The sequence below is a fragment of the Rhodospirillales bacterium genome (assembly GCA_023898785.1).
Classification (GTDB): domain Bacteria; phylum Pseudomonadota; class Alphaproteobacteria; order Micavibrionales; family Micavibrionaceae; genus TMED27.
Map to the genome: position 1 here is coordinate 1,788,839 of CP060239.1, position 20,756 is coordinate 1,809,594.

The window sequence follows — 20,756 nt, forward strand, 5'->3', positions numbered from 1 at the left end:
TATAGTCAATGAAGTGCTCATATTGCGTAGTTTTGAAAGGATAAAAACATGCCCAGCGTAGCCGTTACAGATTCGAATTTTGATAGTGAAGTGCTCCAATCTGACAAGCCCGTCATCGTTGATTTCTGGGCAGAGTGGTGCGGACCTTGTAAGCAGCTCTCACCCGTAATTGACGAATTGGCCGAAGATTTAGGCGGTGCGGTGAAAGTCGTGAAAGTGAATATCGACGAAGCCCCGGAAGCGCCAACCAAATATGGCGTACGCGGCGTTCCGACTTTGATGATTTTCAAGGAAGGCCAAGTGGTTGACACCCGCGTCGGCGGCATGCCCAAATCCCAGCTTCAGGAATGGATCGAAGGTCAGGTTTAAAAATAAGAAGGAAGAAGATAAGAGGGAAGAGTTCTTCCTTCTTACTTCTGGACTTCCGAGGACAGCACCATAATAATCTGACGTCCTTCCATTTTGGGCTGTAGATCGACCTTGCCGACATCGGCAAGCTCTTCGGTCATGCGCTTAAGCAGGTCAAAACCAATATCCTGGTGAGCCATTTCACGGCCGCGAAAACGCATTGTCACCTTAACCTTGTCGCCATTTTTCAGGAATTTCCGCGCACTGCGCATTTTCACATTATAGTCGTGCTCTTCAATGCCGGGGCGGATTTTTACCTCTTTAACATCAACAATCTTCTGTTTTTTCCGTGCCTCAGAAGCTTTTTTCTGCTGCTCGTATTTATACTTGCCAAAATCGAGAATCTTGCAAACCGGCGGAGATGCATTCGGGGAAACCTCAACTAAATCCAGACCGGCTTCTTCAGCCAGTTTTATAGCCTCCGCAACAGACATAACGCCCTGCATTTCACCATCCGCATCAACAACGCGAACTTCTGAAGCTGTAATATCATCGTTAATCCGGGGCCCGTCATCTTTGCGCGGCGGGCGGTTATTCACTGGTCTGGCGATGGTTTAGTCTCCTGTAATTGTTAAAACGTTATTCAAAATCATAATTTATAATGGTTTGGAAATCATTAATACGGATTTTTCGCTTAATTCGCAAGCGTTTCCCATCGGCGCACACAACGCATCAATTCAGGGTCCATATAGAGTAATTCAGATACGCGGCAAAACAGCCCCACACAATTGTCGGAATAACCAACAGGCTTGCCCGGCGCTCAACAGTCCAAGCCGCAGCAACAAAAGCCAACATGGCCACCAAGTACGCCAGAATCCAGAAGAACCCCAACAGTATCAGATGAAATTCAAAAAATATGAATGTCCATCCCCAGTTTAAAAACATTTGCATCCAATACAGATTATGCGCTTGGTTACCGCCCGGTTTCTTTCGTGCATTCCACACCAGCCATCCGGCCAGCGCCAGCAAAGCATAGAGCGTGCTCCAGACAATCGGAAACACAATATCAGGTGGATTGAACGGCGATTTAATCAGCGTGTCGTACCAGCCCATATTCTGGCGCGTCAGTAGACCGATCGCCCAGCCAATCACCTGAAACACCAAAATCCATAATGTTGGAGCGATATATTTCATATTTCTTTAAAACGGAGGTTGAGCTTCTTGCACTAACGCAGAGATTGCATCATCCAGAGGATCAACGTTCTGGTCATTCGAGCCCAACCGGCGAATAGCCACTGTGCGCTCTTCGGCTTCACGCGCACCGACCACAAACAAATTCGGTACTTTGGCAACGCTATGCTCACGCACTTTGTAATTAATTTTCTCGTTGCGAATATCCAGATCGGCGCGTATGCCCGCCGCTTTCAGAGCCGCGCACACATCCTTTGCATAATCATCGGCGCTGCCGGTAATCGTTGCCACCACGCACTGCACCGGCGCAAGCCATAACGGCAATTTCCCGCCCGTGCTTTCAATCAATATGCCGATAAACCGCTCCAGCGTTCCCAAAACTGCGCGGTGCAGCATCACCGGGCGGTGCTTGGCCCCATCCTCGCCAATATAGCTTGCATCCAGGCGCTCCGGCAAAACAAAGTCGAGCTGTAATGTCCCGCATTGCCAGCTCCGCCCAATCGCATCACGAATATGATATTCGACCTTCGGCCCGTAAAATGCACCTTCGCCTTCTTCTTCCTCAAATTCGAGGCCAGCTTCATTCAGCGCCTTACGCAAACCATTTTCAGCCTTGTCCCAAACCTCATCGCTGCCTGCACGCATTTCCGGGCGCAAAGCCAGCACTACACGTACATCCTCAAAGCCCAGATCCGTATAAACGCGCTTGATCAGGTTACAAAAGCGAATCGATTCTTCGGTAATTTGATCCTCGCGGCAGAAAATATGCGCATCATCCTGCGTCATTTGCCGTACGCGCATCAGCCCGTGCAGCGCTCCATGCGCTTCATTTCGGTGGCAACAGCCAAACTCAGCCAGACGGATCGGTAAATCGCGGTAGGACTTAATCCCCTGATTAAACACCTGCACATGCGCCGGGCAGTTCATCGGCTTCAAGGCCATCAGCTTTTCAAACGCCTTGTCCGATACCACCGGCCCGTCATCTTCGCCCGAAGGAATTTCATCGGGCACGACGAACATATTTTCGCGGTATTTCCCCCAATGCCCGGATTTTTCCCAAAGCTTGTTATCAATCAATTGCGGCGTCTTGATCTCATTATAGCCATCATCATTCACCCGCCGGCGGATATAATCTTCCAGCGCATGATAAATCACATAGCCTTTGGGATGCCAGAAACATGACCCTTGCGCTTCGGGTTGAAAATGGAACAAATCCATTTCATTGCCAAGTTTGCGATGATCGCGTTTTTCCGCTTCTTCAAGCTGCGTCAGATAGGCTTTGAGTTCCTTATCATCGCGCCAGGCTGTGCCGTAAATCCGCGTCAGCATCGCCTTGTCGCTGTCCCCGCGCCAGTAGGCCCCGGCGACTTTCAACAATTTAAATGCCGTACCGACATGGCGCGTTGTTGGCATATGCGGCCCGCGGCATAAATCCAGCCAACCATTCTCCCCTTGGCCCTGCCGATAAATTTTGATCTCTTCGCCTTCTGGCAAATCCTCGATCAGCTCGGCCTTGTAATACTCGCCCTTGTCTTTGAAATAGGCAATCGCTGCGCCGCGATCCCAAACCTCGCGCTCGAAAGGCGCGCCGCGTTCAACGATTTTGCGCATTTCTTTTTCGATAGCCTCAAGATCTTCCGTGCTGAACGGCTCATTGCGCGCAAAATCATAATAAAACCCGTTTTCAATCGCCGGACCGATTGTCACCTGCGTCCCCGGAAAAAGACTCTGCACGGCCTGCGCCATCACATGCGCTGCATCATGGCGGATCATCTCCAGGGCAATGTCTTTATCATCATCCCCGTTGCGCTTAACCAAAGCGATAGAAGCATCGCCCGTAATCGGCAGTGACAAATCGCTAAGCTCGCCATCAATTTGCACCGCAATCACCGCCTTGGCCAATGATTTCGAAATATCTTCGGCAATGTCGAGCGCCGTCACACCGGACGCATATGTGCGCACCGCTCCATCAGGCAATGTAATTTGAATTTGTTTTTCTGCTTTTTGTTCCATAATCAAAGGAAACTAGCGTTCATTCATGGCGTTGTCGAGAGTCTTTATAAAGGGTTTTAGCAAATACTGCATCACTGTCTTCTTGCCCGTCAAAATATCGACGCTCGCCACCATCCCGGTCGTAATCGGCAGCACCTCGCCTTTGCGCACCAGCTCGGTTTTATCGGTGCGTAATTTCACCCGGTAAAAACTGTTACCTTCCTGATCCTCAATCGTATCGGCTGAAATATCAACCAGTTCACCGTCCAGCCCGCCATAAATGGAAAAATCATAGGCTGTGAGCTTAATCACCGCCTTTTGCCCTGGAAAGATAAAGGCCCGGTCCTTGGGGCTGACTTTCGCTTCGACAATAAGCTGATCATCCTTGGGCACAATCTTGATGATGTCCTCACCCGGGCGCACAACCCCGCCAATCGTACTCACCGTAATTTCCTGAATAGTCCCGTTCACCGGCGATTTCAAAACAGTGCGTCCTTTGCGCTGTTTCAGCGCCGCCAGCCGCTCCTTAATCTCATTCATCTCGATCAGCTTGGCTGAAAGCTCGGCTTGGGCTTGCGCCTTCATATTCGTCTCCAACTCGGCAATCCGCCCGCGCGCCTCTTCAATCGAAGCTTTGATCCGCGGCACACTCGACGTATAGCTGTTAAGCTCTGCATTTTTCTCTTTAATTGTGCGCTCAAGCTGCAGCAATTCCATCTTCGGCGCCGAGCCTTTTTCAACCAACGGACGCACCATACCTGCTTCCTGGCGCTGCAAAGCAATCACCCCGCGCGTATCGGCAATGCGCGTGCCCACTTCACGCAGCTCGGATTCACGTTGACTCATCTGCTGTTGCAACACGTTACGTTGCCCGTTCATCGACTGCTGATTAGCCCGAAACGCGTTGAGCTCTTCTGTAACGCTTTGCGGTGCGCCCTTCATAACTTCTTGAGGAAACTCAACCGTGCCTTTGCCTTCCGCTTCAGCGGAAAGCCGCGTAATGGAGGCCAGCAAACCCAGATAGCGCGCTTTATTGGCGCCCAAATCCGACTCCGCTTCAATCTGATCAAGTTGCATCAAAGCCTGCCCGGCCTCGACAAGGTCGCCTTCATGCACCAAAATTTTCTCAACAACACCGGCATCCAGGCTTTGCAGCGCTTGAATATCGCTTGACGGGATCACCTTGCCATTCCCGCGCGTGACTTCATCCAGCGAAGCAAAATTTGCCCAAACAATAAAAATTACAAAAAATGATGTGATCGCCATAAACAAAAGATGCTTGGAAAGCGGCATATCATCATCAGTATCAAACACGGCCAAAGCTCGCGCATGCACCTTTCCGGCCTGTTCCTTGGCCCAGCTATCACGGACGCCTTGCCATTCGTCGGTATCATTGATCGTTTTTTTATCATCATAAATCGGTCGGCCCTGTCCCGATGGCGAGGCCATTTTAAACTCCTTGGGCAATCTGGATTTCTCATGCTTTTTCGAAGGCGCATTCTTCCTGGTTTTTTTTATATTCTTGCTCATATTTACACCTGTGTATTCTCTGCTTCTGTCCCATACTGGCGGGCCTGCAATTTACGGATCACTTCATCTTTCGGGCCATACGCCACCAAACGTCCGCGATCGATCAGGATCAGTTTATCAACCAGATCCAGCATCGCGCCCTTATGCGTAATCAGCATTACGGTCTTATCCCTACAAATTTCATCAAGACGTTTCTTGAGACGGTTTTCTGAAGCCGGGTCCATCGATGCCGTCGGCTCATCCAAAACCAAAATCGGTGGGTCATAAAGTAAAGAGCGTGCAATCGCGACCGCCTGGCGCTGACCCCCGGAAAGTGCTTCCCCGCGCTCACCTACTTGCGTATCTAGCCCGGCTTGAGAATCTTTCAAAAATTCCATCACGCCTGAAAGCTGTGCCGCCCGTAACACGGCCCGGTCCGGCGCCGTTTCATGCCCCATTGTGATATTCTGGCGTACAGAGCCAAAAAACAGTTGCGGGCTTTGTTGTACGCTCCCGACATTCCGGCGTAAATCACCCGGATCAATCTGGCGTACGTCGGTCCCGTCAATCTGCACCGAGCCGCTTGCCGGCGCATAAAGGTTGATCAACAACCGCTCCAGCGTCGTCTTCCCTGAACCAACCGCGCCAATAATCCCGACCTTCTCACCTGGCTCGATCGTAAGGCTGATATGGTTAAGTGCCGGCGTAGACTGCCCCGGATAATGAAATACAACATCTCGAAACTCAAGTTGCCCGCGAATATGCGGTAAAGTTACAAAATGCTTGCCCGCAGGGCGCTCCACCGGCTTTTTCATCAAATCATCAAGCTGCTTCAACGCCTCATGGGACTGACTAAAGCGCGTCATCAATCCAGCAACTTGCGCGAGCGGCCCCATCGCCCGGCCCGATAAAATCACGCATGCAATCAATCCCCCCATGGACAGCGAACCGGCGGCAATCAAATACACTCCGACAATTACAATCACCGCGCTTACAGCCTGTTGAACAAACATCGCCCAGTTCTGCGCGAACGCCGCAATCTGCCGCGATTTAACAGACGTCCGCGATGCCTTATCGGTAAGCTCTTCCCAGCTACGCTGCGTATGGCCTTCTGCGGCCTGCACTTTGATCGTTTCCAGCCCGATAATCGTTTCGAACAGCAAAGCGTTTTTCAACGCACTTTCCTGCAAAGACGCTTTTATCACCTTCTGCAAAGGCTTTTGCAGGAAAAAACCCATCCCGACAATCAGCGGAATGGCTGCGAGCGGTACAAACGCAATCGGCCCGCCTAAAACAGCGATAATCGCGATAAACAGCAATACAAAAGGCAGATCAATCAGCGCTACCATCGTCGCGCTGGTAAAGAAATCGCGCAGCGTTTCAAACTCTTTCATATTGGCAGCCAGTACGCCCGCACTGGCCGGGCGCGCTTCCATACTCATCCCCATCATCTGTTCAAACAGTGCTGAAGAAATCACCACATCGGCTTTGCGCCCCGCATAATCAAGAAAATGCGCCCGCAAATTGCGCAGCATAAAATCAAAGAAATAAACGATCAAAATCCCGGCGGCCAAAACCCATAGCGTTTCAAACGCATTATTCGGCACCACCCGGTCATACACATTCATGATAAAGAGTGATCCGGCAATCCCGAACATATTGATCATAATCGCCGCCACCGCGACTTCTTTATACAGCGTTTTGTTCTTCCAAAATGCCGACCAGAACCAGTCCCGGCCCGTATCAATTTCCGCCGGCCCGGCCCGGTCATCCACCCGCGCCACCGGACGAATAAAAAACGCATAGCCGCTGTAAAGATTTTTAAGCTGCTCTAATGTGAGTTTTTGGCGCTCATCGGGAGTCTCGGGAAACTGGACAATAAACGCTGTTTCGGGATGAATAACAACATTCTGATTATCCCGTTTTTTCGGCGTATGTTTTTCAGGATACTTAATGTCCCATAAAATGCATGCCTGGCCTTCTTCCAATGCCAGAATGCATGGCAGGTTCGGCGCAATGGCCAAAGAATCCAGCGAACGATCCGCAAGATGCGCCTGCATCCCCGCGCGCTCAGCGGCGCGGATAAACAGCGATGGCGTAATGCCTTTATTGGGAATGGGCAAGCCTGCCACCAAAGCGTCATTGCTGGTGCGGCGCCCATAATGCCCGGCCATTATACGCAGACAATCGACCAGCGGCATCCGGATCGCCATCCGGTCGGCCTGCAACGGCCATGGATCGCCTTCTTTATCAACGATGTTTACAGCAACGCCGTTATCAGGTGCGTCTTGTGGTTCCTGCACGTCCTTCGATTCCTTCGAACTCTTATCATTCACCATTAAAAAAGGCCTCTTCGCTTAGGGAAAAGAGGCCTTGTTTGAAACATACCGGCATACAGAGCCGCCGTGCCTATCTGGCCTCCATCTTCTTGGATGTGCTCCAGCTATCATCAGCAGCCACAACACTTTCTCTAGGATACTCGACACCAAGGGTCGGGAGCAAGCTGCCTTTTAACGCCATCAAGCGATAAACGGCAAACATTTCCAGAAATTCAGCATTAATCGTGTTGGAACGCGAAACAAACAGCTCATTTTGTGCATCCAAAACATCCAAAAGCGTCCGGCGGTCCAAATTAAACTGATCTTTATACGCTTTTACAACCTCAACATTGGCATCAGCCTGCGCTGCAAACTCGCGCGCGCGTTCACCCGCTGATACCATTGCCGCCCACGTCTGACGCACATCATTCTCAACCTGACGAGCTGCTTCCGCGCGGCTTTCTTTAGACTGTTGGTGACGATGCAAAAACTCGCGTGAGCGCGCCATATCCGCGCCGCCGCGATACAAATTCCAGTTCACAACCACCAAAGCAGATGCGCTTGTATCCGTACCCTCAACGCCATTAATATCATGTCCGGTGCGTCCATTGAGTTGAAAATCAACCTGCGGATAGAAGGTCGAGCGTGTTTGATGCGCCTCGGCATAGGCCACTTCAATATCGGATTCGAAAATATCTAAAGTCGGGCTGTATGCCAAAACTTTCTCAACTTCCTGTTCTGCACTTGCGCTCAGAACATCATAAGGAATAACCGGCATAGAGAGTTGCCCTGGCGCATCACCAACATCGGAACGGTACTGGCTTTCCGCATTGCGCAAAGCCTGACGCGTGCTGGATTCTGTCGCTTTCGCCGCCGCAAGGCGAGCTTTGGCCTGCTCCATATCCGCTTGCGTTGAGCGTCCGGCATCAACGCCATCTTGAATTTGATCAAGAATAGAAATGTGATCGGCCACATTCTGACGTGAAATTACCAGCAATTGACGCTGACGCAGCACTTCAAGATAAGACTCAACAATAGAAAGCCCGACCAGTTCAGCCGTTTCGCGAACGCGGTTAGCAGAAGAATTTACCCGCGCTTTTTGGCGCTCAACCTCATACTTCGTATCAAATCCGTCAAACAACATTTGTGTCAGCGTGAGGGAGACTTCTTTACGCAGCAGATTTTCTTCATCATCACTGTCCGTTCCTCCGCGCGTTGCCGGATCATCACTATGCTCAAAACCAGCATCAGCACGCATATCAATAGAAGGGAAATACAGAGCCCGGCCCTGTTTAAGCTCTTCATCCGTTGCCCGGCGGCTCGCCGCAACAACGCCATATTCCGGATTTGTAGATACGCCCGTTGCCACAGCATCCTTCAAAGAAACGCTCAAAGACTGGTGCAAAGCTTCATCCTGAGATAAAGCAGAGCCAGCGCTTAAACCAAGCAAGGCCACACTTGAAACCGTCAGGCACAACATACGAATAGAGTTTTTCTTTAAAATCACGGGACTGTTCCTCTCACTCATAAAAATTCTTAAAAGCTCTTGGGCTGTTAGCATACTTATCCACAGCCTGAATTCTTCACAGTTATGCCTCTTTTCTCTACAAGATGCAAGCGCTTTGCATAATTTTTATCGCCTGAAACCCTGTATGAAGGCTCATTTTTGCAACGCGTGTTTACAAGGATGGTAAAAACCCGACCTTCTATAAAGAAAACCGGGTTTTTTGGAAAGAACCGCAAACCTTAAAAAGTCTGCATTTCTGTTAAGAACCTTTTTATACGGTTGTTTCACCATTATTGGTGGCCAATGTCAGATCCAGACCTGTAACCGCCTCCAAAACAGCAATCTGCGTCGCATTCGCAATATTGCCACTACCATTCGCATCAACATAAATTACTGTATTACCAGCCACTTCGGTAGCGAAAACAAAGTCGTTAATGCTGTCTTGCAAAGCGTCATAACCGTTCAGCAACGCAGAGACATCCAGAACGTCGCCTTCAGCAACATTAAAGTCTTTGATTGTATCTACACCATCAGTGATCGCCTCAAAAATGAAGTCATCCTGGCCCGATCCGCCATACAGCGTATCGCTACCTTCACCGCCGGTAATGCGATCATTGCCTTCCTGACCGAAAATAACATCATCTCCGGCCCCACCGGTAATCGTATCATCGCCGCCCTGACGGCCCTGGCCTTGAGTGTTCACAGACTCAACAGCCAAACTTTCCGCATTGGCACGAATGTAATTGATCGTATCAGCGCGGGTCCAGCCAGTATCACTACCTTCGCCGTTTTCAAGGCGCTCAAAGACCTCAAAACCTGCACCGTCATTCGTGGCAAGGCCTTGTGTATCAGCCAGATCATCCGTATTCAGTGTGTCACCAAAGATTAAATCATACCGGTTGCCACCCTGAATATCGTCGTTGCCAACACTGCCCAGCAAGTTCAATGGATTATTGCCTGCCAGAACAGCCTGCAGATCATTGGCATCATCAATATAAGTCGCGCTTGCGTCTGAATCGATCAGGTTGAGGTTTTGATTGTCAGGCACATCAATACCGACAGCCACAACATCATCACTCAGAGCTTTCAAAGCGCCAACCTCGTTGCTGTCATCCCCAAACGTACCGTCACTTGTTGTTACGGTCGTTCCAGTGATTTCAGCGCGAATAATCGCATCTTCTTCTGCCGCGTTACCCGGAGGATTCAGAACAGTGCCCTGATCGTTCACATAGCGGTTTGGCTCACCATCAGAGATGAAATACGTCGTTGTAATCGCATTTCCGCCCAAAGGTTCAGTACCAGATAACCATGCATTGGCTGCTTGCAAAGGAGATTCGTAGTTTGTCAAGCCAGTGCCGGTTTGTGCATCAAGCCATGCCGTCACATCCGCTAGCGCGGTTGTACTTGCAAAATCAACTGTAAATGTTGATTTTACGTCCGTAGAAAAAGAAACGAGATGAACCTTGATTTGACCGTTCTGATAAGCATCAAACTGAGCCATCTGGTTTTTCACAGCCTCAAGCATAATTTCAACGCGGCTGGTTACACCGTCAGCCGGATTATTTGTGCCCATTGAACCTGACGTATCCAGAATATAAACAAAGTTATAATCCTGCGTCTGGTTTACAACCTGCGAGCCGCCATAATCCCCAACCAGAACGTCCGCACCGGCGCCGCCGATAATGGCTTCACTACCGCTGCCAATAACCCACGGTGTAGTCTGACCGTCAATGTCATCGACATTATTACCGACAATAAACAACTCCGGCACATCCGCAACCGTAATTGTCAAAAGCGCACTATCAGGATCGCCATCATAATCAGCCATCGTGTAACCAAACACATCCTGCACCTGAGTGGTGTTGGTATTATTTGACACATAGCTATATGAACCATCCGCATTAATGCTCAGCGTTCCATACTGGCCGTTAATCACGCTCGGCGTACCAGCAACAACCGGAACATCCGCACCGCCAAAGCTGACACTGATCACGCTCGCCGGAACATCCGCACCGCTATCATCATTAGCCAGAACATTACCATTGATTGTAGTCTGACCCTGATCAACCAGAGCGCCATCATCAACGGCCACAGGCCCGTCATCTTTCACATTCACGGTAATCGTGCCCGTATCGGTATCACCATCGCTATCCTCAGCCGTTACGCCAAAGGTCAGCTTGATCACATCATCCGGATTGGTTTCATCCGCATGATCTAAAGTCCCGATCAATGTAAATGTGTAAGCACCGGTTGTTTCATTCAACACCAGCGTAAAGATCGTTTCTGCGCCGGCTTTCCCAACATAGCTGTTGCCAACCACACTCACCGTGACAGGAACGCCGCCAGAAGTGAGCTGATTATTCTCAGCGCCCATAAAGCCGAATGTTCCCGCGCCCGTAACTGTAAATGTTCCCGGACCATCATTGCCGAAGTTACCATCAACAACATTAGAAGCTTCGTCAGTCGGATTAAGATCTGTCTCATCAACGCTGACCTCCGTCGGGCCAACCTCGGGACGTGTATCCACATCATCGATAGAAATCGACAAATTCGCCGTATCGCTATCGCCGTCAAAATCGGTGAGCGTGTAGGTGAAGCTTTCCTGAACCGCGTTTGGATTCGTGCCATTAGACACATATGTATAAGAGCCGTTCGCATTGATCGTGAGCACACCATACTGGCCGTTGACAACTGTAGGAATGCCGTTCACAACCGCATGATCCACGCCGTTAAAACGAACATTTGTGACTGTGGCGACAACATCTTCTCCGCCGTCGTCATTGGCCAGAACATTGCCGTTAACAGTGGTTGTGTTTTGTGCGACCGTGCCTGTATCATCAACAGCCACCGGACCGTCATCATAAACGTTCACCGTGATAAAGCCGGTATCGGTATCGCCGTCCGCATCTTCAGCCGTGACGCCGAAGGTCAGTTTGATCACATCATCCGGATTGGTCTCATCGGCATGATCCAGTGTGCCGATCAGCGTGAACGTGTAGGCTCCCGTTGTTTCATTCAACACCAGCGTAAAGATCGTATCCGCGCCGGCCTTTCCGACATAGCTGTTGCCAACCACGCTGATCGCTACAGGAATGCCGCCGGAGGTTAACTGGTTATTCTCCGCTCCGATAAAACCGAACGTTCCCGCACCGGTCACCACATAAGTTCCTGGGCCGTCACTGCCGAAGTTACCATCAACAACATTCGAAGCCGAATCTGTCGGATTAAGATCTGTCTCATCAACGCTGACCTCCGTCGGGCCAACCTCGGGACGTGTATCCACATCATCGATAGAAATCGACAAATTCGCCGTATCGCTATCGCCGTCAAAATCGGTGAGCGTGTAGGTGAAGCTTTCCTGAACCGCGTTTGGATTCGTGCCATTAGACACATATGTATAAGAGCCGTTCGCATTGATCGTGAGCACACCATACTGGCCGTTGACAACTGTAGGAATGCCGTTCACAACCGCATGATCCACGCCGTTAAAACGAACATTTGTGACTGTGGCGACAACATCTTCTCCGCCGTCGTCATTGGCCAGAACATTGCCGTTAACAGTGGTTGTGTTTTGTGCGACCGTGCCTGTATCATCAACAGCCACCGGACCGTCATCATAAACGTTCACCGTGATAAAGCCGGTATCGGTATCGCCGTCCGCATCTTCAGCCGTGACGCCGAAGGTCAGTTTGATCACATCATCCGGATTGGTTTCATCCGCATGATCTAAAGTCCCGATCAATGTAAATGTGTAAGCACCGGTTGTTTCATTCAACACCAGCGTAAAGATCGTATCCGCGCCGGCTTTCCCAACATAGCTGTTGCCAACCACACTCACCGTGACAGGAACGCCGCCAGAAGTGAGCTGATTATTCTCAGCGCCCATAAAGCCGAATGTTCCCGCGCCCGTAACTGTAAATGTTCCCGGACCATCATTGCCGAAGTTACCATCAACAACATTAGAAGCTTCGTCAGTCGGATTAAGATCTGTCTCATCAACGCTGACCTCCGTCGGGCCAACCTCGGGACGTGTATCCACATCATCGATAGAAATCGACAAATTCGCCGTATCGCTATCGCCGTCAAAATCGGTGAGCGTGTAGGTGAAGCTTTCCTGAACCGCGTTTGGATTCGTGCCATTAGACACATATGTATAAGAGCCGTTCGCATTGATCGTGAGCACACCATACTGGCCGTTGACAACTGTAGGAATGCCGTTCACAACCGCATGATCCACGCCGTTAAAACGAACATTTGTGACTGTGGCGACAACATCTTCTCCGCCGTCGTCATTGGCCAGAACATTGCCGTTAACAGTGGTTGTGTTTTGTGCGACCGTGCCTGTATCATCAACAGCCACCGGACCGTCATCATAAACGTTCACCGTGATAAAGCCGGTATCGGTATCGCCGTCCGCATCTTCAGCCGTGACGCCGAAGGTCAGTTTGATCACATCATCCGGATTGGTCTCATCGGCATGATCCAGTGTGCCGATCAGCGTGAACGTGTAGGCTCCCGTTGTTTCATTCAACACCAGCGTAAAGATCGTATCCGCGCCGGCCTTTCCGACATAGCTGTTGCCAACCACGCTGATCGCTACAGGAATGCCGCCGGAGGTTAACTGGTTATTCTCCGCTCCGATAAAACCGAACGTTCCCGCACCGGTCACCACATAAGTTCCTGGGCCGTCACTGCCGAAGTTACCATCAACAACATTCGAAGCCGAATCTGTCGGATTAAGATCTGTCTCATCAACGCTGACCTCCGTCGGGCCAACCTCGGGACGTGTATCCACATCATCGATAGAAATCGACAAATTCGCCGTATCGCTATCGCCGTCAAAATCGGTGAGCGTGTAGGTGAAGCTTTCCTGAACCGCGTTTGGATTCGTGCCATTAGACACATATGTATAAGAGCCGTTCGCATTGATCGTGAGCACACCATACTGGCCGTTGACAACTGTAGGAATGCCGTTCACAACCGCATGATCCACGCCGTTAAAACGAACATTTGTGACTGTGGCGACAACATCTTCTCCGCCGTCGTCATTGGCCAGAACATTGCCGTTAACAGTGGTTGTGTTTTGTGCGACCGTGCCTGTATCATCAACAGCCACCGGACCGTCATCATAAACGTTCACCGTGATAAAGCCGGTATCGGTATCGCCGTCCGCATCTTCAGCCGTGACGCCGAAGGTCAGTTTGATCACATCATCCGGATTGGTCTCATCGGCATGATCCAGTGTGCCGATCAGCGTGAACGTGTAGGCTCCCGTTGTTTCATTCAACACCAGCGTAAAGATCGTATCCGCGCCGGCCTTTCCGACATAGCTGTTGCCAACCACGCTGATCGCTACAGGAATGCCGCCGGAGGTTAACTGGTTATTCTCCGCTCCGATAAAACCGAACGTTCCCGCACCGGTCACCACATAAGTTCCTGGGCCGTCACTGCCGAAGTTACCATCAACAACATTCGAAGCCGAATCTGTCGGATTAAGATCTGTCTCATCAACGCTGACCTCCGTCGGGCCAACCTCGGGACGTGTATCCACATCATCGATAGAAATCGACAAATTCGCCGTATCGCTATCGCCGTCAAAATCGGTGAGCGTGTAGGTGAAGCTTTCCTGAACCGCGTTTGGATTCGTGCCATTAGACACATATGTATAAGAGCCGTTCGCATTGATCGTGAGCACACCATACTGGCCGTTGACAACTGTAGGAATGCCGTTCACAACCGCATGATCCACGCCGTTAAAACGAACATTTGTGACTGTGGCGACAACATCTTCTCCGCCGTCGTCATTGGCCAGAACATTGCCGCTTACGCTTGTCGTATTTTGTGCGACCGTGCCTGTATCATCAACAGCCATTGGTCCATCATCTTTAACCTGCACAACGATCGCACCCGTATTGCTATCACCATCGCTGTCGGTTGCCGTCACGCCAAAATTCAGCTCGATAACATCATCCGGATCGGTTGTGTTTGCATGATCCAAAGCACCCGAAAGAATGAACTCATAATCACCTGTTGTATTATTCAAGCTTAAACGGAACACTTCGCCGCCGTTTGCCCGGCCGACATAATCATTGCCTTCAACCGCAACATTAACCGGCACACCATTTGATGTCAGCGTGTTGTTGGTTGCACCGGTAAATGTAAAAGTCCCGGCGCCAGTGACCGTAAATGTACCTGGGGTATCATTGCCAAAGTTTGCGCTTACCGTATCGTTATCACTATCGGTTGGATTAAGATCTGTTTCATCCACCAATAACGGAGCAGGATCTGCCAGAACAGGCTTATCATCAACATCCTGAACAGTAATACTCAAATTCGCCGTATCGCTATCGCCATCAAAATCGGTCAGCGTATAGGTAAATACATCTTGCACCACGGTCGTGTTTGTGCCGTTAGATACATAAGTGTAGGAACCGTCCGCATGAATGCTCAAAATGCCGTGCTGACCGTTCACAACCGTCGCCACGCCTTGGACAACCGCATGATCCACGCCGTTAAAACGAACATTTGTGACTGTGGCGACAACATCTTCTCCGCCGTCGTCATTGGCCAGAACATTGCCGTTAACAGTGGTTGTATTTTGCAAAACCGTATTGCCGTCATTCACAGCCACCGGCCCGTCATCCAGAACATTCACCTGAATAAAGCCACTGTCGGAATCCCCGTCACTGGCATTTGCTGTTACGCCAAAGCTGAGCGTAATTGGATCGTTCGGATTTGTCGCATCTGGATGATCCAAAACACCGATCAGCGTAAAGGTGTAAGCACCGGTCGTTTGGTTGAGAATCAACGTAAAGATGATTTCAGTGCCAACTTTACCGACATAATCATTACCCACAACCGTAACCGTTACAGGCTGGCCTTGTGAAGTCAAAGGCACAGACGAGCTAAATCCACCATCGCTGTCATAATCAACGGTAACGCCAGGCGCAAAATTACCGGTGACAACACCGGAATCCGTGTCCGTCGGATTCAGATCGCTTTCATCAACCAGCAACTCATCCGCATCGATGCTCAACGGCACATTGCCCTTCAGGGTCAATGTCGCTTCACGGCTATCGTCGTCATAGTCTGTTAATGTGTAAACAAACTGTTCAACAATATCGTTCTTCGCACTACCGCTTATCACTGTGTATGTGTATGAACCATCAGCAAAAATTTTCAATGTTCCATGATCACCATCAATTGTTGCACCATTAACAGGATCGACAACAACGACTGTGCCTTTGAACGCAATTTTGGTGACAGTATTTTGAACATCTTCGCTCAAATCATCGGTCGCATTCGGACCGCCGTTTTCGCCGGTAATCACGTTACCGGTTGCGCTGCCTTTCAGAGGGTTCGTGCCCTGCAAAGCTGCATCCAGATCATTCGGGTCCTGAACATCCAGCGCATTGCCATCAGAATCGATGACACCCAGACGCGCCAGTGTTGTGCCACTCACACCAATTCCAACGCCGATTACTTCCTTGCTCAAAGACTGCAAAGTCCCGACTTCGTCACTGTTGTCACCAAAGGTGCCGTCACTGGTCGTTACACTCGTCCCGGTGATCTCGGCTTGAAGAATTGCCTGCTCCTCGGCATCTGTCCCCGGCGGATTGACGACATTACCCAAATCATCCAGATAACGATTCGGCGCACCGTCACTCACAAAATACGTATACGTATCCGCGCCAGGAATCGGATCATTGGCGCTTGCACCCTGCAACCAGTCGATCGCTGAAGCCAGCGGCGCTTCATAGTTCGTCAAGCCGTCGGCATTTAGCCCATTCAAATAATTTACGGCTGCGTTAAAGCCCGTATTGGTGCTCACATCAAATGTTTGGCCAGCGCCGGCATCCGTAGAAAACGGCACGATATGAACCTTGATCTCGCCGCCTTTATAATCATTGAAATCGCCGAGCAAATTGGCAACTGCCGCTTTCAAAAGAGTCAGCCTCTCACCAGCCATTGAACCCGAAATATCCAGAACCAGAACAACGTTAAAGTCCTTATTGATCGCCTGCAGGCTAAACTCATTGCAATCGTCATAAGCGATCGGCCCGTCATCTTTCACGTTAATCGTAATCGTGCCCGTATCCGTATCACCGTCGCTATCGCTGGCCGTTACACCAAACACCAGTTGAATCGCATCATCTGGATTCGTGGCATCCGGATGATCCAAAACGCCCAGCAGATTAAACGTATAAGATCCATCCGGCTGGATGGTCAGCGTAAACACGTCGCCTGCTGCCGTCGAACCGACATAACCGGTGGTCGTTTGTGTAATTGTCACCGGCTGACCGTGTGAGGTCAAAGGCACGGAAGAATTCGTTGAACCATTCGGAGCCAGAACGCCCGGAGCATCCGTCCCGAAATCAATATCCAGCTTGCCGCTCACTGAAACGCCCGGCAGATTGGTTTCATCAACCGTCTCGATACCTTTGCCAACTTCCGGCTTGTCATTGATATCCGGCACACTGTCTGTAATGTGAATTGTAATTGTTGTGTCCAGCGCATCACCGTCATAATCAACAACATTGACGCCAAAATTCAGATCAATATTCGTGCCTGCCGCCGAATGATCCAACGGCGCAAACTGTGTAAATTCATATGTGCCCGTGGTCGCATTGGTAATCACCAATTTAAACACCGTTGTTGCGCCGCCATTAATTGTTCCAACATAACCGTTTGCCGTTGGTGTAATCGTAATTGCCTGCCCGCCGGAACTTAGAACCCCGCCCAACAAAGCACCCGTAGCGGAAGATGTGCCGTTTTGCACCATTTCACCCGGCGTATCATTGCCGTAATCGATATTCAGCGTATCGCCCACGGTAACAGGCCCGCCGGACAGCGCATTTTCGTTAATGCTCTCATCATCCGGATCCGCCATAACCGGCGCATCATCCAACACGGTAATAATAATTTTTGTTGTGGCCGTATCACCGTCGCTATCCTTCGCAATAACGCCGAAATCAAGCGTTACGGCATCATTCGGATTCGTCGCATCGGCATGGTCAAACGGCAGAAGCTGATTATAAATATATTCACCCGTTGCCGGATTAATCACCAATTCAAACACCGTTGTTGCGCCGCCATTAATTGTCCCAACATAACCGTTTGCCGTTGGTGTAATCGTAATTGCCTGCCCGCCGGAACTTAGAACCCCGCCCAACAAAGAACCGGAAACGGCAAAAGCACCGTTAGGAATAATTACGCCCGGACCATCATTGCCAAATTCAGCATCAATTTTACCGCTTTGGGAAAGATTTAAGTTTGTTTCATCCAAAATATGTTTCTGAGGACCAGCCACTTCCGGTTGATCGTCAGGTTCTTCCTCAAGAAACAGCGTATCATTCTGAAACTCGATGCCGTACTGAAGTGCCGTCGGGTCGATTGGCCCCACCGCCGCCAACGGCCCAACCGGGGTAATTTCAGGAGAACTGTTAAAACCATAACCGGTATTTTGTATGCCACCACCCGGCTGTTCGCCGGCTGCCGGTTCAATTTGCGCAAGCTGCTGCGCACTCTGCTCGCCAGACGCAGGCTCAACACTGGCTACTTGCGTATCTTTGCCTTCGCCCTCAGTAGTCTTTTCAGTGGAGGAAGCCTCTTTAGCAACTTCGCGTATTTCAGCCTGAGGCTCTTGCAATTCTTCTTCACCGGGCGTTGTATCAACCACCTTGATCAATCTTTTAAGCTCATCAGCGCTAAGCGTATTACCAAAAGTCAAAGTTGCGGGCAAAACGCTTGAAGCTGCTACGCCAAATCCGTTAAGAATAACCGCGCTGCCATCAGCAAAACGCAGCGTCAAATTATCGCCGTCCTGCTCAAAGGACTGCACATTATTTTTATCAAAATCGAAAAAATATTTCTGTCCTGCAGCCACATCAATCTGAGTCGTTTTACCAGCAGCGGGCTTTTCAATAATGATTGGGGCTGTGAGCGTTTCCGTCGCATCTTCTGTGGTTACAACGCACACACCGTCAACCAATGTGACATTAACCTGATTTTCTTCAGTATTTGTAACTGTTTCAGACGGTTGGCTGGCATCGGCATTCTCATTTGCCATGGTTCTCTCCTTAAATATACGTAAACCAAAATCAGGCTTAACGCCCTCTCCTCAATTGGCCGCTCATAAACATGTACGAGCTACTTTTAACAGGTTCTTAACAGAATGAAATAATTTTTAACCTATCGTTAAGCCTGCTGTCAACAATTATGTTAAAAACAAGCCGTGTCTTGAATAAATCTTCAACTGCCCAAAAAATAAATTTTAAGCTTAAAATACCATATAGCATTCCTACCAAATATACGTTCCCCGCGATCTACGCCCTCAGCTCGTACGAATCGCTCGCACGAATCACTCGTGCGAATCGCTCGTGCGAATCGCTCGTGCGAATCAGGGTTTTCAAACAAAAAGCCTTATAAAGTTTTACCCGTGATTCGTTAAAATTGGATGAAATCCACCATGATTTTCGCTTCAAAAAGCGCTTTATTAATTCCGACATCAAATTTTATAAATCTTTGGACAAGCTGTGGATAATTTTGTGGATTTTCTAGATTCTTTGATAAAAACAAAACGGTTAATAAACGTAATAATATTACCATTAATTCTGCTCTGGAGAAAATAAATTACAAAAATTGACAAAAAAGACTCGACATCAATCAAAATAGCGTTAAATTGAAAATCAAGTTCAGACACTGGTCGAAAGACAAATGACTGATACGAGAGCCGTCTAGTCATCGGTTCGGGTCTTCGGAAACCCGCACTTTTGAGAATCTTCGGATTTGCAAGAGGAGCGCCGGAGGCTTAAGGAGCAAAAAAGCAAAAGACACTCTTTGACAACCGGACTTGTGGTCGCGCACATGAAAACGTGAGCAGGTTACCTAAGAGATTAAAAGTCCAAGCGTTTGTATTTTGCTCTGAAATGTCAGCACACTCGCGAGATGTGCTGATGAGTGGTTGATTGCCACGATAAATAAAGTGGATGGGGGTTCATCCACGGATGCGCAGAAAAAATGTAAGTCGCTCTTACAAACTCTGCAAAATCTAATCTGGGCGACACCTGTGGTTATTACAACCGTACTTCGTACCTGTAATAATGCTTCAGGATCATGCTTCCCATCAGGCCCCGGTATTCGGTCTTTCATTATGACTTCGGTCAAATGGGATTTGGATGCCGGGGTTCTTTGTTATCTCAACTCTTGTTACAATTCTAAAATTCACGTAGAACTATTTTTGGAATTAAAACGCAATTCAACACCATTGATATAAGCAATAAACGAATATTAACGGGTTTCGGATAATTTATATATATGGCTTTCCAATTTGAAAAACTCAGTGTCCTGATCGTAGAAGACACTATCCCCATGCTCAAACTTGTTTCCTCTGTACTCGACACACTTGGCGTCGGCAAAATATATACGGCTTCAAATGGTGATGAAGGCTATAAAATATATTGCGAACACAATCCTGATATTGTTGTCACAGATTGGCACATGAGTCCCATTTCAGGTATCGAGCTTGTTGATAAAATGCGCAACAATAGCTCCTCTCCAAACCGTATGATTCCGATTGTCATGATGACAGGATTTAGCGCAATGCCGCGAGTCGCTCAAGCGCGCGATACCGGCGTAACCGAATTTTTGGTCAAGCCGTTCTCGGCCAATGACCTGGCCCGGCGCATTGCCTACGTCATCAACCGCCCTCGCGATTTTATTGAAACCCCGGACTATTTCGGGCCTGATCGTCGCCGCCGTAAAGGAGAAAATTATAAGGGTCCTTATCGCCGTGCCAGTGACCTGTTAGTACCCTAATTTGTTTTCCCGGAAAAATTAAACCTCTGGATTATTAAAGGGTTTTCACTTAACTTGCAGATATATGAACAAAA

Annotated in this window: 9 protein-coding genes; 2 read left to right on the forward strand and 7 right to left on the reverse strand. The window is 49.4% G+C overall.

Annotated elements, in window-relative coordinates:
• Positions 1 to 48 precede the first annotated feature (48 nt).
• Complete coding sequence (trxA, locus tag H6859_09005; GenBank protein ID USO05277.1) at positions 49 to 369, forward strand: thioredoxin; 321 nt, start codon at positions 49 to 51, stop codon at positions 367 to 369.
• A gap of 41 nt (positions 370 to 410) precedes the next feature.
• Here the strand turns inward: trxA and H6859_09010 are convergent, their stop codons facing one another.
• From H6859_09010 to H6859_09040, 7 genes are all read right to left on the reverse strand, one after another.
• Positions 411 to 959 (reverse strand): translation initiation factor IF-3, encoded by a 549-nt coding sequence (locus tag H6859_09010; GenBank protein ID USO06743.1) that lies wholly within the window; start codon positions 957 to 959, stop codon positions 411 to 413.
• 121 nt (positions 960 to 1,080) lie between these two features.
• Positions 1,081 to 1,542 carry a tryptophan-rich sensory protein gene (locus tag H6859_09015; protein ID USO05278.1) on the reverse strand — a complete coding sequence of 154 codons (462 nt, stop codon included), beginning with the start codon at positions 1,540 to 1,542 and terminating at the stop codon, positions 1,081 to 1,083.
• A gap of 6 nt (positions 1,543 to 1,548) precedes the next feature.
• Complete coding sequence (thrS, locus tag H6859_09020) at positions 1,549 to 3,552, reverse strand: threonine--tRNA ligase (protein ID USO05279.1); 2,004 nt, start codon at positions 3,550 to 3,552, stop codon at positions 1,549 to 1,551.
• A gap of 12 nt (positions 3,553 to 3,564) precedes the next feature.
• Complete coding sequence (locus H6859_09025) at positions 3,565 to 4,980, reverse strand: HlyD family type I secretion periplasmic adaptor subunit (protein ID USO05280.1); 1,416 nt, start codon at positions 4,978 to 4,980, stop codon at positions 3,565 to 3,567.
• 83 nt (positions 4,981 to 5,063) lie between these two features.
• Positions 5,064 to 7,379: a type I secretion system permease/ATPase gene (locus tag H6859_09030; protein USO05281.1), complete on the reverse strand. Its 2,316-nt coding sequence runs from the start codon at positions 7,377 to 7,379 to the stop codon at positions 5,064 to 5,066.
• A 70-nt stretch (positions 7,380 to 7,449) separates the two neighbouring features.
• Positions 7,450 to 8,886 (reverse strand): TolC family outer membrane protein, encoded by a 1,437-nt coding sequence (locus H6859_09035; protein USO05282.1) that lies wholly within the window; start codon positions 8,884 to 8,886, stop codon positions 7,450 to 7,452.
• 250 nt (positions 8,887 to 9,136) lie between these two features.
• Positions 9,137 to 18,934 carry a VWA domain-containing protein gene (locus tag H6859_09040; protein ID USO05283.1) on the reverse strand — a complete coding sequence of 3,266 codons (9,798 nt, stop codon included), beginning with the start codon at positions 18,932 to 18,934 and terminating at the stop codon, positions 9,137 to 9,139.
• Positions 18,935 to 20,181: 1,247 nt separating this feature from the next.
• Between H6859_09040 and H6859_09045 the strand changes: the two genes are divergently transcribed.
• A complete protein-coding gene (locus H6859_09045) occupies positions 20,182 to 20,682 on the forward strand; it encodes a response regulator (protein USO05284.1) in 501 nt (166 codons plus the stop codon).
• Positions 20,683 to 20,756: the final 74 nt, after the last annotated feature.